A 16,259-nucleotide genomic window follows, 5' to 3' on the forward strand; every position below is an offset into this window, starting at 1 on the left:
CAGTCATGACGCGGACCATCGCCGAGATCAACGAGCGGCTGCGCCGCGGGGAGGCGGTGGTCCTCACGGCGCAGGAGGTGAAGGAGGCCGCCCGCCGGGGCGCGCCGCTCGAGGTCGAGGAGGTGGACGTGGTGACCACCGGCACGCGGGGCCCGATGTCGGGCTCCGCGGCGGCCTTCACGCTCCCGGGAGCGCCCGGAGCGGGTCCGGCCGCGCGCGCCTGGCTGAACGGCGTCCCCGCCTATCCCGTGCCGGAGGGCGGAGGGGATCTCTCCGAGGGCCTCGATCTGGTCGTCTACGGCACGGCGGAGAGCCGCTGGGAGCCGCGCCGCTACGGGGGCGGGCACCTCTTCCGCGACTTCGTCCAGGGCCAGCCCCTGATCCTCGAGACGACCTCCGATGGAGGGGCCCTCATGCGTCGCACGGTGACGCGCGCGGACTTCTCCCTGGCGCGCCTGTACAACGCCCGCAACGCGTTCCGGAACTACATGGCCTTCGGCAACTTCAAGGGCGGGCCGCCGCTGCCCACGATCTTCGGCTTCCGGCCTCTGGGCGCCGGCACGGGCGTGACGGTCGTGGGCTCGGGGGAGCTGTCCCCGCTCCAGAACGATCCCGGGCTCCGCGTGATCCGGCAGGGCACGCGCGTGCTGGTCAATGGCGGCCCGGGCCTCGTCGTCGGCCACGGCACGCGCAGCGCCGCGGCCCGCCCGAACCTCTCGCTGGTGGCCGACATGTTCGAGATGGACGCCGAGTACATGGGCGGCTTCATCACGGACGCGGCGCTGGAGGTCGTCAACGCCGTGGCCGTGCCCATTCCCATCCTCGACGAGGCGACGCTCGCGGCGGTGACCGGGGCGCTGGACGAGGCGGTGCCGCTGCCGGTGGCGGACATCAGCGACCGCGTGGCCTTCACCGAGAGCACCTATGGCGAGGTCTGGCAGGGGACGGACCTGGCCATCCGCTACGACGCCGCCCGCTGCGTGACGTGTTCCTTCTCGTGCGTCGCCGAGCACTACTGCCCCGTGGGCGCCATCTCGTGGCGGGACCGGCGCCACGACGACGCCCTCTGCTTCGCCTGCGGCGCCTGCACCATCACGTGCGTGGGGGGGGCCTTCACGGCGCGCCTCGGCCAGATCACCGTGGACGGCCGGCCGGTGCCCATCACCTTCCGCCAGAGCGACAGGCGGCGGGCGCTCCGGATCGCCGAATTGCTGCGGGACCGGATGCGCCGGGGCGAGTTCCTCCTGAGCGATCTGGGTGATCCCATCGAGCACCGGGGCGCGGGGCACTGAGGTGAGCCTCGCCGAGAAGCGCCAGGAGACGCGCCGCACGCACGACGGCGTCGTGACCACCACCTGCGCCCTCTGCCCGGCGGGCTGCGGCATGCGCCTGGCCACGCGCGCGGGAGGCGTCGTGGACGTCTGGGGCGAGGCCGAGCACCCGCTGAGCAAGGGCTCGCTCTGCGCTCTGGGCTCGGCCGTGGGTCAGCTCGTGTCGAGCCCGGCCCGGCTCACCGAGCCGCGCGCCCGACTCCGGCGGGGGGAGCCCTGGCGCACGATCTCCTGGGACGAGGCGCTCGGGCTCTGCGCCACCCGCCTCGCCCCGTTCCGCGAGGCAGGGCGAGGCCAAGCCGTCGCCCTCGCCCAGGGCCGGGCTGTGCCGCTGGGGAGCCTCCTCTCCGCCAGACGACTCGGCGGAGCCCTCGGGCTCGGCAGCGCGCCGGCGCCGGCGCCGGAGGGCACGCGCGCCCTCGGAGCCCTGGCCTCGATGGTCCCCGCCCCCGACTGGACGCGCGCGGGGAGCATCCTCCTGGTGGCGGCCGACCCGGCCTCGAGCGAGCCCTGCACCATGGGATGGATCGTGGACGCCCGCCTGCGGGGCGCGCGGGTGATCACGGTGGACGGCCGGCGCACCCGGACCACGCTCAAGTCGGATCTCGTGGTGCCGGCTCGGCCCGGGAGCGAGCGGCTGGTGCTCGCCGGGCTCGGGGCGGCGCTGGTGAGGCGCGGGCGACACGACGAGGCGATGGCGAGAGCCGCGCTCCGGGACGCCGAGGGCTGGCTCGCGCGCTGTGCCGCCCTCGACCTCGGAGCAGTCTCCCGCGCCAGCGGGGTGAGCGAGACTCAGCTGGAGGAGGTCGCCGCGGCGCTCGCGGAATCCTTCCCCGCGCTGGTGGTGGTCGATCCCGATGCCCTCGGCGGTGAGGCCGCGGGCGTGCTCGGAACCGCCGTCGGGCTCCTCGCGCTGCTGGGCGCCCTCGGGCTTCCCGGTGGCGGGCTGGCCTGTCTCGGAGGCCCGTTGCCTCCCCTCGATGCCGGCCTCGACCCGGCGCGCGAGCCGGTGGCAGCCACCAACCCGCCCGCCGTCTTGCTCTGGGAGGCCTCGTGCCCGCCGCGGCGTCGCGACTCCTGGGCCGCGGCAGTGGCCGAGCGCGCGGGGTACGTGGTGGCGCTCGCCGCATTCCCCGATGCGGTGACCGAGGTCGCCGACCTCGTGCTCCCGGCGGCGCTCTGGCTCGAGCACGGCGACGTGATCCTGCGCAGCACGAGCCGGTGCCTGCAATGGCACCGGACCGTGGTGCCGCCTCCAGGGCGCGCGCGATCCGGCGCCTGGATCTGGGCGGCGCTGGCCCGGACGATGGGCGTGGGGGCGCTCTTCCCGTGGCTCGGCCCGGAACTGGACCTCGACGAGGGGGCCCTCACCGACTTCTTCCTCTCGCACTCCCCGGCCGTGTCTGGCTGCAGCCGGGCACTGCTGGACCCCGCGACAGCGGGGCCAGGAGGAATCCTCTGGCCGGCGGCGGATGGCGAGGCAACCCGTCTGGAGCACGGAGCCGTCATTCGCGGCCGGTGGCGTCTCCTCGACCGGCGAGCCGGCTGGCCGGGGCCGGAGGAACCGGTGCTGACGGTGGGCTTCGCGGCCGAGGACGCGAGCGCCGATCTCGCGGGGGAAGCGGGTCCTCGTGGCTCGACGGATCTCCTCGAGGAGATGGCCCCTCTCGCGCGGATGCCCGGGGGCTGGCCGCTGGTGGGAGCGCTGATGCCATGAGCTGGCTCTTCCTGGGCCGCGGCCTCGGGGCTGCCGGGGCGATCCCCGCCGGGGACGGCGTCCTGCCCGCGCTGGCCATCGACCTCGAGCGCTGCATCGGCTGCCGGGCCTGCGAGGTGCATTGCCAGGTCGAGCATGACCTGCCGGCCTCGGTCCGTCTCCTGCACGTGCGCCCGCATCCGGACGAGCCGTCGCCCGGCCTCCCGATCTTCCCCCTCGCCTGCGCCCACTGCGCCGAGCCTGCCTGCCAGGCGGTGTGCCCCGCGGCGGCGATCCGCCGCCGTCCCGACGGCGTGGTGCTCCTCGACCCGGCGGCGTGCATCGGCTGCCGCTTCTGCATCATCGCCTGCCCCTACGGGGCGCCCCAGTGGGACCCGGAGCGCGGTCGCGTGATCAAGTGCGACCTCTGCGTCGACCGGCTCGCGCAGGGGCTCTGGCCCGCCTGCGCCACCAAGTGCTCGATGAAGGCGATCCATTTCCTGGATGCGGAGCGCCTCGGCCGGATCCTGGCCGAGAGCGGGCGGCGGGGCAGCGGCGCCCTCGTGCTCGGCGTCGGCGCGGCGGAGGCGCTCAGGTGACCCCCAAGGAGCGCATCCTCCGGATCCTGGGGGGCGACCGGTCCCAGGCGCCGGCGGTCTGGATTCCGGTCAACGGCACCCTCGTGGAGACCATGGATCTCTGCGGCGCCGGCTGGCCCGAGGCCCACGCGGATCCCGACCAGATGGCGCGGCTGGCCGCGGCCACCTACGAGATCACGGACTGCCCCACCTGCACGATCCCCTTCTGCCTGACGCTGGAGGCAGAAGCTCTCGGCGCCGGCGTGGACCGGGGCACGCGCTCGAGCCCGCCCCAGGTGCGGCGTCATCTCGACCTCGCCATGGACGCCTTCGAGCCGCCCGCCGATTTCCTCACGCGCGGCCGCATCCCGGCCGTGCTCGAGGCGGTGGAGCGGCTGGCGAGGAGCGCGGGCCGGGTGCAACCCGTCACCATGAAGGTGGTCGGACCCTTCACCGTGGCCTCGGCGCTGTTCGGCCCGGAGCCCCTCCTGATCGCGACCATCGAGGACCCGCCCGGGGTGGCGAAGCTCCTGGACCGCCTGGTCCCGCTCTCGGCCGCGCTGGCCCGCGCCGCGCGGCAGCGCGGGGCCGACTGCATCTCCATCCCCGACCCCGTCGCCTCCTGCGACCTGATCCCGCCCCGGACCTACGCGGAGCTGGTGCTCCCCGCTCACGCGCGACTCCTGGCCGAGATCGAGGGGCCGCGCGTGCTCCACATCTGCGGCAACACCACGCCTCAGCTCGCCTCGGTGCGCGAGGCGCGGCCGAGCGCCTTCTCCTTCGAGGAGAAGGTGGCGGTGCCGGAGGCGCGCGCCGTCCTCGGGGATGGCATCGTGACCATCGGCAACCTGTCGGCGTTCGGCGCCCTCCTCACGGGCTCCCCCGAGACGGTGAAGCACGAGGCGCTCGAGCGGCTCCGCGAGGGCGTCGACCTCCTCTCCTCGGGCTGCGGCCTCTCCCCGCTCACGCGGCTCGATCGGGTCCGGGCGCTGGTCGAGGCGGCGCGCGAGCACGGAGCCAGCGCGTGAGGCCGGGACTCGATCCCGCCGTGGAGGAGTACCGGGCGCGCGTCGCCACGCGCGGTCTGGTCTCGTTCCGCGTGGCCCGCGGGGAGTCGGACCTGGTCGTGGCCTGCGAAGGCCCACTCGAGAGTGAGGCCCGGGCGGCGCTGGGGTGGCACCGGCGGGAGCTCGAGGCGTACATCGCCGAGCACCCGGCCTTCCTGGCCTCGCTTCAGCCGGTGGCGGTCCACCCGCGGGCGCCGCGCATCGTCCGGGCCATGGCGGAGGCCGCACGCGCGGCTGGGGTCGGGCCCATGGCGGCGGTGGCCGGCGCCCTGGCCGAGGCGGTGGGACGAAGCCTCCTGCGGCAGAGCCAGGAGGTCATCGTCGAGAACGGCGGCGACCTGTTCGTCTCCGTGCGGAGCGAGCGGGTGGCGCTGCTCGACACCGGCCCTTCCGCGTTCGGCCGGGCCCTCGGGTTCCTGATCCGCCCCGATCGGGGGCCCGTGGGGATCGCCACCTCCTCGGGCACGGTCGGAGGCTCGCTGAGCCTGGGCCGCGCCGATGCGGCCTGCGTGATCGCCCGGAGCGCGGCGCTCGCGGATGCCGCGGCCACCGCCGTCGGCAACGCGGTGACCGGCGCGGAAGGCATCGAGGCCGGACTGGCCCGGGCCCGGGCCATCCCGGGCATCCTGGGCGTCGTCGTGGTGGTGGGGAGCCGGCTCGGGGCCTGGGGACAGGTGGAGCTGGTGGAGGCCTGACGGGACTGCATGGGAGACCGCGTGCAAGATCCGACGCGACGCGGCGGCAGGACCATCGCCGAGATCAACGAGCGGCTCCGGCGCGGCGAGGCCGTGGTGTGGAGCGCGCAGGAGCTCAAGGCCGAGGTGCGCCGCGGCCGGCGGCCGACCCTCGACGACGTGGACGTGGTCACGACGGCGACTCACGGGATCATGTCGGGCACCGCCGCCATGTTCAGCGTTCCCGTGGCCGCACGCGGGGTCTTCGCGCGGGCCGCGCGCGCCTGGCTCAACGGGGTCCCCGGCTTCCCGGGCCCGGCACCCAACGAGCGCCTCGGCTACGTGGACGTGCTGGTCTACGGCACGACGCCCAGCCGCGACGCCCCTGGCCGCTACGGGGGCGGCCATCTCTTCCGCGACCTCGTGGAGGGCCGCGAGGCGGAGATCGAGGTGCACACCGACGACGAGCGCAGGCTCACCCGCCGCTTCACGCTGGGAGAGCTGGACTTCGCGCGGATGTACAACCTCCGCAACGCCTACCGGAACTACATGGCCTTCGCCCATCTCGGCGGCGGCCCGCCCGTGTCGACCATCTTCGGCTTCCGCCCCATGGGCCCCGACACGGGACTCACCACGGTGGGCTCGGGCGAGCTGAACCCCCTGGAGAACGACCCCGGGCTCAGGACCATCAGGATCGGCAGCCGCGTCCTCGTCAACGCGGCCCCGGGGCTCGTGGTGGGCCACGGCACCCGGAGCACGCCCGAGCGGCCGAACCTCTCGGTGGTCGCCGACATGTTCCGGATGGACCCGCGCTACATGGGCGGCTTCGTCACGGGGGCGGGCGTGGAGGTCCTCAACAGCGTCGCGGTCCCCATCCCCGTGCTCGACGCCGCCGTGCTCAGGACGCTCACCGACCGGCTGGACGAGCGGATCGCGCTGCCGGTGGCCGATGTGCGCGACCGCGTGCCGCGAGGCGAGGCCACCTACGCGGAGGTCTGGCAGGGGCGAAACCTGGAGATCGGGTTCCACCCGGAGCGGCGCTGCGCCGGGTGCGCCGGAGGCTGCGTGGCCGAGGCGGCCTGCCCGGTGGGCGCCATCTCCTGGAGCCAGACCCGGCTCGACCGCGACCGCTGCGTCCGCTGCGGGGCCTGCGCCGTGCTGTGCGCGGGGGGCGCCTTCACCGCCGATCTCGGGCGGGTCGAGGCCCTGGGGCGCAGCTGGCCCATCACCTTCAGGCTCAGCGACCGGGCCCGCGCCATGGAGCTGGCCGAGCGCCTCAAGGCGCTGATGCTCCGTGGGGAGTTCCTGCTGGCCGAGGCGGAGACCCCGATCACCCATCACCCGCCGCAGGGCGGCGCGGGTTAGCCCCGGCCGGCGGCCCAACCAGGACAGAGGAGGGCAGGACATGGAGACACGCCGCGAGTTCCTCAGGACGTCCACGCTGGCGCTGGCCGCGGGAGCCGGCGCCCCCATCATCCTGACGCCGCGCAAGGGCCTCGCCCAGGGCGGGCTCAAGACCATCCCCGTGGCGGGGCTCATCGGCGCGGCAGCTCACAACGCGGCGCTGGAGACGGCCCGCGCCAAGGGCTTCCTCGAGGCCAACGGGCTCAAGATGGAGCCGAAGGAGTACGCGGCCGGGGCCTTCCTCATCCAGGCTCTGGCGGCCGGTGACATCGTGGCCGGAGTGGCCGGGGACAACCCGAGCCTCCTCGGGCGCGCGTCGGGGGTGGACCTGAAGATCCTCGCCAACTCGAACCTCGAGGGCTCGGTCCTCGTCGTGGGACCCAGGGTCAAGGGACCGAAAGACCTCCACGGCAAGAAGGTCGGTACCCCGGGCATCGCCGCCATCCAGGACACCCTCATGGTGCTGTACGAGGAGAAGCACGGCATCAAGACCGACCACGTCTTCGTGAAGGTCACGGACATGCCGACCCTCCTCAGCAAGGGCGAGATCGCGGGCTACATGGTCTGGGAGGTGACGGGCTCGGCGGGGCTCGCCATGGGCGGGGGCCGGGTGCTCGCCACCTCCAAGGACATCCGCGGCAACCACGAGTGCTGCGTGCTGGTGGCCAGCGGGAAGTTCCTGCGCGGGGACCCCGACGCCGCCCTCAGGCTCGTGAGGGCCTTCGACGTCGGGCTCAAGCACGCCATGGGCAACCGCGAGGAGCTGGTCCAGATCGTGGCCCGGCGGGACGGGCTCGAGCCGGACCTGGCCCGGCGGGCGCTCACCAATGTCCGCTACAAGTACCCGCCCTTCAACGACCCGGGGGAGCTGTCCTTCATCGTCGAGGCGCTGATGAAGGCGGGCAAGATCGAGAAGGGGCAGGTGCCGGACGTGCGGAAGTTCGTGGCCGAGACGATGGACAACCGCATGATCAGGAGCCTGCACGCCTGATCCGGCACGGGGCGGCGCCCGGGCGGGACTCCGGTCCGGGCGCCGCGTGGGAGCCGACAGCATGGAGCAGAGGAGCATGGTCGCGCAGCCGGAGCGCGCGGTGCCCGCCGCCGGGCAAATGCCGCTGGTGGGCCGCCGGGCCGGGCCCTGGGGCGGGCGTGCGCGGCTGGCTCTCGCCAACGTCGTCACCCTGGTGGGCGTGCTCCTGCTCTGGCAGCTCGTGGCCGTCATCTATGCCTCACCCTTCGTGCCGAGCCCGGCCGCCGTGTGGCGCGCCGCACTCCGCCTGGCGGCGGTGGGGGACGTCAACGGCCACTCGCTCCTCGCCCACACGGGGCAGAGCCTGCTGCGTGTCCTCGCGGGCTTCGCCGCCGCGGCGGTCATGGGGGTGCCGCTGGGGCTCGTGATGGGCCTCTACCCGCGGATCTACCAGAGCACCAAGAGCGTGATCGAGCCCATCCGCTTCATCCCCCCGCTGGCCTGGATCCCCATCGCCATCGTGACGCTCTCGGGGTTCTCCCGCTACGTGTTCATCATCTGGCTGGGCGCCTTCTTCCCGGTCTTCATCGCCACCCTCGTGGGCGTCCCGCGCGTCGAGATCCTCCACAAGAACGTGGCCGCGGTGCACGGCGCAGGGCGCGCGTACATCCTGAGAAAGGTCGTCATCCCCTCGACGCTCCCGGACATCCTGGGCGGCATGCGGGTGGGGCTCGGCGTGGGGTGGATGTGCATCGTCGCCGCCGAGATGATCGGCGGAGAGATGCTGGGGCTCGGCAAGCTGATCCTCAAGTACGCCGAGCTCCTGCGCATGGCGGAGATCGTGGTGGGGATGATCATCATCGGCCTGTGCGGCCTCGTCATGAACGAGATCCTCCTCGCCATCGAGAAGCGCCTCTTCCGCTGGCGCTGGGAGGTGACGCTGTGACCGAGAAGATCCGCGTCCGGGTGACCCAGCGCTTCGGCGACCTGCTGGTCCTGGACGGGATCGACTTCTCCGTGCGGGAGAACGAGTTCCTCTGCATCCTGGGCAAGAGCGGCTGCGGCAAGACGACGCTGGCCAACCTCATGGCCGGCCTGATGCCGTGCAGCCAAGGCGCCGTCAGCATCGACGGCGTCCCCGTGGACCCCAAGCACCACGAGCTGGCCTTCGTGTTCCAGGAGCCCTCCTGCTGGCCCTGGCGGAACGTCCGCGACAACATCCGCATCGGCATGGAGATCCGCGGGCACCCCGCCGCCGAGATCGACCGGCGGGTCACCGAGATGATCGACATGGTGGGGCTGCGCGGTTTCGAGGGCTACTACCCCTACCAGATCTCGGGCGGCATGAAGCAGCGGGTGGCCATCGCCCGGGCCTTCGCCGTGGACGCGGACCTCATCCTCATGGACGAGCCCTTCGCGGCGCTGGACACGCAGACGCGCCAGGGGATGCAGGAGGAGGTGCTGCGGATCTGGGAGAAGCGCAAGACGACCGTGGTCTTCATCACCCACAGTCTCGAGGAGGCCATCTATCTCGCCGAGCGCATCATCGTGCTCACCGACAAGCCCGGCACCATCCGCGGCGACTTCGCCGTGGACCTGCCGCGGCCGCGGGACTTCGCCCACCCGGGGTTCATCGCGCTCCGGAAGCGGCTGGGCGAGCTGATCGGCTCCTGGTGAGGACGCCATGATCCGGATCGCGGAGCTCGGCATGGTCTACCCGGGCGGGGGCGGCGCCCCCGTGGAGGCGCTCAGGGGCATCTCGCTCGCCGTGGGCCGCGGCGAGCTCGTCTCGATCGTGGGGCCCTCGGGCTGCGGCAAGAGCACGCTGCTCAAGGTGATCGCCGGGCTCTACCGGCCCACGGCCGGCGGGGTCTGGGTCGGCGGAGAGCCCGTGTCCGGCACGCGCCGCGACGTGGGGCTCGTCTTCCAGAACCCCATCTTGCTGCCGTGGCGGACCGTGCTCCAGAACGTCCTGCTCCCCGTGGAGGTGCTCCACCTCGAGCGTGCCCCCTACGAGGCCCGCGCGCGGGACCTCCTCCGGAGCATGGGGCTCGAGGACTTCGCCCACCGCTACCCTCACCAGCTCTCGGGGGGCATGCAGCAGCGCGCGGCCATCGCGCGGGCCCTGGTCCACGATCCCGCCATGCTCCTCATGGACGAGCCCTTCGCGGCGCTCGACGCCATGACGCGGGAGACGATGAATCTCGAGCTGGCGCGGCTGTGGGAGGCGACGCACAAGACCATCCTCTTCGTGACCCACTCGATCATGGAGGCCGTCTTCCTGTCCAGCCGCGTGGTGGTCATGTCGGCCCGCCCGGGGCGCATCCTCGAGACCATCACCGTGGACCTGCCGCAGCCGCGGACGCTGGACCTCATGGCGACGCCCCGGTTCGGCGCCCACGCGGCCCACATCCGCAGCCTCTTCGAAGCCGGCCCCGGGCGACCTGGAGCGCGGGCGGCCGCGGCGCCCCTCGCGCCCGTGACGACCGGGGTGACCTCGTGAGGCGGCTCCGGCGGCCCGAGTACCTGCTCTCGCCCCTCATCGCGGTGGCGCTCCTGGCCTCCTGGGAGGGGCTCGTCCGGGGCCTCCGCGTGCCGGCCTTCATCGTCCCCGCGCCCTCGGCCGTCTTCCTGGCCCTGGCCCGGGGGCTGTGGAGCGGCATCTACGTCACCCACTTCGTCCACACGCTGGCCGAGACGCTGCTCGGCTTTCTCATCGGGGCCCTGGTGGGGCTCGTCCTCGGGGCGGCGATCGCCCGGTCACGCCTCGTGGAGCGGACGCTCTACCCCTACGTGGTGGGCTTCCAGGCCATGCCCAAGATCGCCATCGCCCCGCTGCTGGTCCTCTGGTTCGGCTTCGGCATCTGGTCCAAGGTGGCGATGGCCTGCATGATCGCCTTCTTCCCGGTCATGGTGAACGTGATCGTGGGGCTCCGCGCCGTGGACCGCGAGCTGGTGGAGCTGATGGGATCCCTGTCGGCCTCCGAGTGGCAAGTCTTCCGGCTCGCGCGGGTGCCCACGGCGCTGCCGTACCTCTTCGCGGGGCTCGACGTGGCCATCGTGTTCAGCCTGCTCGCCACCATCGTGGCGGAGTTCGTCGGCTCACAGATCGGCATGGGCAACCTGATCCTCCAGATGAACTTCGCTCTCGACGTGCCCGGCGTCTTCGCCGTGCTCCTCATTCTCTCCCTCCTGGGCGTGGGCCTGCACCTGGTGGTGGTGAAGATCCAGCGGCGCGTCATCTTCTGGGGCAATTCGGACGTCGTGACGGGGGCGTGATGCAGCGGACTCGAGACAGGAGGCGACCATGAAATGCGCGAGACGGAAGGGGTGGAGAGGCGCGGGGCTCGCGATGGCAGCAGTCGGGCTCGCGGTGATGCTGGGGCCGGCGCCGGTGCCCGCCCAGGCGCCGCCCCGGAAGGTCACCGTGGTGTTCGCCAGCACCAACTTCCCCGTCGGGACCTCGCCGGCCAACCTGCCCAAGACCCTCGGCTACTGGCAGGAGGAGGGGCTCGACGTGGAGCTGCAAGGGGCGGCCGGCTCCCTGCCGTCGCTCCAGATGGTCCTGGGCGGCAAGGGGGATGTGGGCGTGGTCCAGCCCATCACGCTCTTTCAGATGCGCCCCAAAGGGGCCAAGGTCAAGGCTTTCTACACCTTCATCCGCCACAATTGGTTCTACCCCGTGGTCCTCGAGTCCAGCCCCATCCTGAGCATCAAGGACCTCAAGGGCAAGACGATCGGCGTCCAGAGCATGGGCGCCTCCATGATCCCCTTCATGAAGCTCTGCCTGGCGGAGGCGGGACTCGACCCCGAGAAGGACGCGACCTTCGTGGGCGTGGGCCTCGGGGCGGGCGCGGCCGCGCTCCTCCACCAAGGGAAGGTGGATGCCCTGGCCCTCTGGTCCGCCCAGTACGCGCTCATGGAGAACGCGGGGTTCAAGCTCCGGAGCTTCCAGGACATCGCGCCCCTCAAGCACATGTCCTTCGCCGTCTCCTACGTCGCCCGGGACGACTGGATCCGCGACAACGGCGAGGTGGCGGCGAGGCTCGGCCGCGGCTGGGCCAAGGCCACGCTCTTCGCTCTCACCAACCCGGAGGCGGCGGTGCGGCTGCACTGGAAGGTGTATCCGCAGACGCGGGCGGCGGGCGACGATGATCCCACGGCCATGAAGAAGGCGCTCACGGAGCTGTGGGCCGGACTCAACTTCATGCGGGTGGACACGGCCCCGAGCAAGAAGTGGGGGCTGACCACGCGCGAGGAGGTCGAGGCCTACGGCAAGGTGCTCGTGCGGGCGAAGCTGATGGAGGGCCAGCCGGAGGGGGCCGACCAGTACTTCGCGCCCGAGATGATCGACCGGATCAATGACTTCGACCAGGCGAAGGTGATCGCGCAGGCCAGGGCCTTCAAGCCCTAGCCTTCCCGCGACGAAGGGCGACGCTGACGTTCACCCGGGGCGCGCAGGCGTGAGGCGTCCCGTGCCACGAGGAGGGCTTCGCATGCCGAGGATCACGAGGCGATGGCAGGTCCGGGCGCTGCTCGCGCTGGTGGCGCTCGTCGCGGTGGGGGGAGGCGCAGGGGAGGCGGCGAGCCAGGAGAAGTACCCCTCCCGTCCCATCGACTTCATCTGCACCTGGGGCACGGGCGGCGGCGCCGATGCCATGGCCCGCCAGATCGGCTCCCTGGCGCAACCGCTGCTCGGGGTGGCCCTGCCCGTCTCCAACGTCCCCGGGGCCTCGGGCAACACGGGGCTGGCCCAGATCCTCGGCGGCAAGAGCGACGGCTACACCGTCGCCACTTACATCCAGGACACGCTCATGACCATTCCCATGGGGCTGGCGCGCCACAAGGTGGACGACCTCGAGTGGATCACGCGCACCCAGGTGGCCGACTCCTTCCTGTTCGTGAAGTCCGACGGGCCCTTCAAGACCATCCAGGAGCTGTTCGCCCACGCCAAGGCGAACCCGGGCAAGCTCCGGGTGGGGACCACGGGCTTCGGCTCGGTGGACGACGTCACGGTGCGCTACCTCGAGAAGCGTGGCTACAAGATGATCACGGTGCCGTATCCCAAACCCGGCGAGCGCTACGCCGCCACGCTCGGGGGCCACGCCGAGGTGCTCTACGAGCAGGCGGGCGACGTGCTCCAGTACCTCAAGGCCGGCCAGCTCCGCCCCCTCCTCATCTTCGCCGAGAAGCGTCACCCCGCCTTCGCGGAGGTGCCCACCTCCAAGGAGCTCGGCATCGACATCACGCTGCCGCAGTTCCGCGGCATCGTGGCGCGCAAGGGGACGCCGCCCGAGCGCATCCAGGCGCTGGCCGGGGCCTTCCGGAAGGCCATGGAGACCCCGCAGTGGAAGAAGTTCGCCGAGGAGTGGTACTTCGCCCCGGACAGCTACCTCGGGCACGACCGCTTCGGCCGGTGGGTGGCGAGCGAGGTGGACACGCTCGAGCGGCTCGTCAAGGAGTTCGGGCTGCGCAAGTAGCATGCTCCCCCGCCGCGCCCTGATCCCGCTCGCCGGAGCGGTGCTGGCCGCCGCCCTCCTGCCGGGCTCGTGGGGTCTCGACGGCCTCGCCCGCGAGGGGCAGCTCGGCCCCGGATTCTGGCCACGGCTGGCGCTCTGCGGCCTCGGGCTGGCCTGCCTCGCCAAGGCGCGGGAGGAGTGGCGCCGCGGGCGCGGCGGGGCCCCCGAGGCCGGCGACGCCCGGCCCGAGATCTCGCGGCCCACGCTCCTCGGCGGCATCGCCCTCATCGTCGGTTACGTGCTGCTCGCCTCCCCCCTGGGCTTCGCCCTGACGACGGCCGGCTTCATCGCGGCCTTCATGCTCCTCGCCGGCTCGCGGGCACCGGTCAGCGTGGCGCTCTCCGCGCTGCTCGGCACGGTCGGGCTCCTCTACGTCTTCGTCAAGGCGGTGTATCTCCCGCTGCCGAAGGGCGACGGCCCCTTCGAGGCCCTCACGCTGGCGCTCTACCGGGCGCTCGGGCTCTTCTGAGGGAGGCTCCCGGATGACCGAGATCCTCCCGAACCTCGCCGTGGGCTTCGCCAACGCGCTCGCGCCGCTCAACCTGGCCATGATCGTGCTCGGGCTCGCCATCGGCATCGTGGCGGGGGCGCTGCCCGGCATCACCATGCTCAACTCCATCGTGCTGGTGCTGCCCTTCACCTACGTCATGGGGATCGTGCCGGCGCTGCTCCTCATGATCGGCGTCTACTGCGGCGGCGTCTTCGGGGGCTCCATCACCGGCATCCTCTTCAACATCCCCGGCGACCCCATGAACGTGCCCACCACCTGGGAGGGCCATCGCCTGAGCCGCAAGGGGCAGACGCGCTATGCGCTGGGGCTGGCCATCATGAGCAGCGCCTTCGGCGGGCTGGCGAGCGCGCTCGTCCTCGCCTTCCTCGCCCCGCCCTTCGCCCGGTTCGCGCTGGGCTTCTCCACCGTCGAGTTCTTCTCGGTGGTCCTCTTCGGCCTGGCGAGCGTGGCCGTGCTCGGCCAGTCCTCCATGCCCGCGGCCCTGGTCTCCCTCTTCGCCGGCGTCTTCCTCGGGACCATCGGCACGGAGGCCCAGTACGGCGTCGAGCGCTTCACCTTCGGCGTGCCGTTCCTCAAGACCGGCGTGGACTTCGTCACGGTCCTGATCGGGCTGTTCGCCATCGGGGAGGTCCTCGAGCAGGTCGTGAGCCGCCAGCCTGAGGCTGCGCCCGAGAACCCGTCGGCGCGCGCCGTCCCGCGACTGCCGCTGCTGGACCTCTGGCCCCTCCGCGGGCCGCTGCTCCGGGGCACGGCGGTGGGCATCACCGTGGGCGGGCTCGCGGGAGCCGGCGCCACCGTCTCGTCCTTCGTCTCCTACGGCTTCGAGAAGCAGCTGTCCCGCGAGCCCGAGCTGTTCGGCACGGGGCACGCGGGGGGGCTGGTGGCCTCCGAGAGCAGCGTGAACGGCTCCACGGGAGGCGCCATGATCCACCTGCTCACGCTGGGCATCCCGGGGAGCGCCGCCACCGCCGTCATGATGGGCGCCTTCCTCATCCACGGGATCCAGCCGGGCCCGCTGCTCTTCACGAGGCAGCCCGAGCAGGTGTACACCATCATCGCCGGGATGATCCTGGCCAACCTCGTGATGATCGCGCTCGGCTACCTGGCGGCCATGTCCTTCGCCCTGCTCATGCGGGTGCCGGCGCCGATCCTCAACACCTTCATCGTGGTCTTCTGCTTCCTGGGCGGCTACGCGCTCCGCAACGATCTCGCGGACGTGTGGCTCACCATGCTCTTCGGAGTGCTCGGCTTCTTCATGCGCCGTTACGACCTGCCCATCCCCCCCTTCGTGATGGGCATCATCCTGGGGCCCATGGCGGAGCAGTACTTCCTCACCAGCATGGTCTCGCACCAGAACGACCTCACGGTGTTCCTCACACGCCCGGTGAGCGCCGTGCTGCTGTTCCTCGCGGTCTCGCTGGTGACCTGGCCGTCCCTCCGCCGCCTGCGGGCCCGCCTGCGGGCGCCGGCCCGTCCTTGACCCCTCGCCTCCCGGGCGCGAGCGGCGGCGCGCTGGAACGGCCCGTGGCCCGGGAGCCTCAATCTCCCGCCCCGGCCACATCGTCCCCGGTGTAGAATCGCCCGCGTCACGACGCGGGGCACGCGACGATCTCCGCCGCGGCGCCGCCGCGGGACGCGCGACCCGGAGGCCCCGACGACGGCCGTGTTCCTCGGCTGGCGCGCCGGGCCCGGTCGCCATGACTGGAGAGCGCCCATGACCCGCAAGACCCCGAAGCGCACGACCACGACCCGCCGCCCGCGGCGCCGCGCCGGGCGGCCGGCGGCTGCGCGAAAACCCGCGGAGGCGCGCCCGGCCGAGTCGCGGGAACTCGGGGTGCCGGGTCCCGAGCCCGCTGGCGCGCCGGAGCGGCCCGCCGCCGTGGCCGCGGTCAGTGTGGCCACCGCCCCGCCAGCCGACGGCCCAGGGCTCCCGCCCGATCTCGCCGTCACCGTTCCGGAGCCCGAGTACGCGGAGCGCGTGCCTCCCCCCGAGCTCGAGCGCCCGGTGCCGAGGAGCCGGCGCGCGGTCTTCTTCGACGTGGAGAACACCAGCCACGCGCCGCACATCGAGCGGGTGCTCCACCACCTGGCCATCAACAGACAGGAAAGCCGGACGGAGTTCGTGGCCGTGGGCAACTGGCGGGTGATCGGCCACGACGTCGCCCGCCTGCTGGCCCGCCGAGGCGCCCAGCTCGTCCACAGCGCGCCGGCGACGGGCGTGCGGGACTGGAGCGACCTGCGGATCGCCGTGAGCGCGGGCGTCTGGCTGGCGGCCGCCCGCTCCGGCGACCGCATCGAGATCGTGTCGGAGGATCGCGCCTTCGATGCCGTGGGCGATGTGGCGGCCGCGCTGGGGATCGAGTTCCAGCGGCTCTCCTATCGTGCCCTGTCCGGCGCTCCGGCCGCCGCCGAGCCGGCCGAGGGACCTCCCACGCCCCGGGCACGCGGCCGGGGTCGCCGGGGCCGGCGCCCCGGGGGCGCCGAGGCGCCGCCGACCCACCTCGCCGCC

The 16,259-nt window shown here is 72.7% G+C and carries 16 protein-coding genes; all 16 read left to right on the plus strand.

Going from position 1 to position 16,259, the window contains the following annotated elements:
• Nucleotides 1-5 precede the first annotated feature (5 nt).
• On the plus strand, nt 6-1,292 hold the full coding sequence (locus HYV93_24975; protein ID MBI2529226.1) for a methanogenesis marker 16 metalloprotein: 1,287 nt from the start codon (nt 6-8) through the stop codon (nt 1,290-1,292).
• Nucleotides 1,258-3,048: a molybdopterin-dependent oxidoreductase gene (locus tag HYV93_24980; GenBank protein MBI2529227.1), complete on the plus strand. Its 1,791-nt coding sequence runs from the start codon at nt 1,258-1,260 to the stop codon at nt 3,046-3,048. Before HYV93_24975 ends, HYV93_24980 begins: the two co-directional genes overlap by 35 nt.
• Nucleotides 3,045-3,626 (plus strand): 4Fe-4S dicluster domain-containing protein, encoded by a 582-nt coding sequence (locus HYV93_24985; GenBank protein MBI2529228.1) that lies wholly within the window; start codon nt 3,045-3,047, stop codon nt 3,624-3,626. The genes HYV93_24980 and HYV93_24985 overlap by 4 nt, the downstream gene beginning before the upstream one ends.
• Nucleotides 3,623-4,633, plus strand: a complete 1,011-nt coding sequence (locus HYV93_24990) for an MtaA/CmuA family methyltransferase (GenBank protein MBI2529229.1) — start codon at nt 3,623-3,625, stop codon at nt 4,631-4,633. The genes HYV93_24985 and HYV93_24990 overlap by 4 nt, the downstream gene beginning before the upstream one ends.
• Nucleotides 4,634-4,653: 20 nt before the next feature.
• On the plus strand, nt 4,654-5,367 hold the full coding sequence (locus HYV93_24995) for a UPF0280 family protein (GenBank protein MBI2529230.1): 714 nt from the start codon (nt 4,654-4,656) through the stop codon (nt 5,365-5,367).
• Nucleotides 5,368-5,376: 9 nt separating this feature from the next.
• Nucleotides 5,377-6,711, plus strand: coding sequence for a methanogenesis marker 16 metalloprotein (locus HYV93_25000; GenBank protein ID MBI2529231.1), 1,335 nt, complete (start codon nt 5,377-5,379; stop codon nt 6,709-6,711).
• A gap of 40 nt (nt 6,712-6,751) precedes the next feature.
• Nucleotides 6,752-7,741: an ABC transporter substrate-binding protein gene (locus tag HYV93_25005; GenBank protein ID MBI2529232.1), complete on the plus strand. Its 990-nt coding sequence runs from the start codon at nt 6,752-6,754 to the stop codon at nt 7,739-7,741.
• Between the two features lie 76 nt (nt 7,742-7,817).
• Nucleotides 7,818-8,666, plus strand: coding sequence for an ABC transporter permease (locus tag HYV93_25010; protein ID MBI2529233.1), 849 nt, complete (start codon nt 7,818-7,820; stop codon nt 8,664-8,666).
• On the plus strand, nt 8,642-9,397 hold the full coding sequence (locus HYV93_25015; GenBank protein MBI2529234.1) for an ABC transporter ATP-binding protein: 756 nt from the start codon (nt 8,642-8,644) through the stop codon (nt 9,395-9,397). The genes HYV93_25010 and HYV93_25015 overlap by 25 nt, the downstream gene beginning before the upstream one ends.
• A gap of 7 nt (nt 9,398-9,404) precedes the next feature.
• The gene (locus HYV93_25020; protein ID MBI2529235.1) at nt 9,405-10,223 is read left to right on the plus strand and encodes an ABC transporter ATP-binding protein; all 819 of its coding nucleotides are present in this window, start codon (nt 9,405-9,407) and stop codon (nt 10,221-10,223) included.
• Complete coding sequence (locus HYV93_25025) at nt 10,220-10,999, plus strand: ABC transporter permease (GenBank protein ID MBI2529236.1); 780 nt, start codon at nt 10,220-10,222, stop codon at nt 10,997-10,999. The genes HYV93_25020 and HYV93_25025 overlap by 4 nt, the downstream gene beginning before the upstream one ends.
• Nucleotides 11,000-11,027: 28 nt before the next feature.
• Nucleotides 11,028-12,134, plus strand: coding sequence for an ABC transporter substrate-binding protein (locus HYV93_25030; protein MBI2529237.1), 1,107 nt, complete (start codon nt 11,028-11,030; stop codon nt 12,132-12,134).
• Between the two features lie 82 nt (nt 12,135-12,216).
• Nucleotides 12,217-13,200 carry a tripartite tricarboxylate transporter substrate binding protein gene (locus HYV93_25035; protein MBI2529238.1) on the plus strand — a complete coding sequence of 328 codons (984 nt, stop codon included), beginning with the start codon at nt 12,217-12,219 and terminating at the stop codon, nt 13,198-13,200.
• A gap of 1 nt (nt 13,201) precedes the next feature.
• On the plus strand, nt 13,202-13,708 hold the full coding sequence (locus HYV93_25040) for a tripartite tricarboxylate transporter TctB family protein (protein MBI2529239.1): 507 nt from the start codon (nt 13,202-13,204) through the stop codon (nt 13,706-13,708).
• A gap of 13 nt (nt 13,709-13,721) precedes the next feature.
• On the plus strand, nt 13,722-15,230 hold the full coding sequence (locus HYV93_25045) for a tripartite tricarboxylate transporter permease (GenBank protein MBI2529240.1): 1,509 nt from the start codon (nt 13,722-13,724) through the stop codon (nt 15,228-15,230).
• Between the two features lie 234 nt (nt 15,231-15,464).
• Nucleotides 15,465-16,259, plus strand: a 795-nt coding sequence (locus HYV93_25050; GenBank protein ID MBI2529241.1) for a hypothetical protein, incomplete at its 3' end; no start/stop codon positions are given.

This window comes from Candidatus Rokuibacteriota bacterium (assembly GCA_016188005.1).
Lineage (GTDB): Bacteria > Methylomirabilota > Methylomirabilia > Rokubacteriales > CSP1-6 > UBA12499.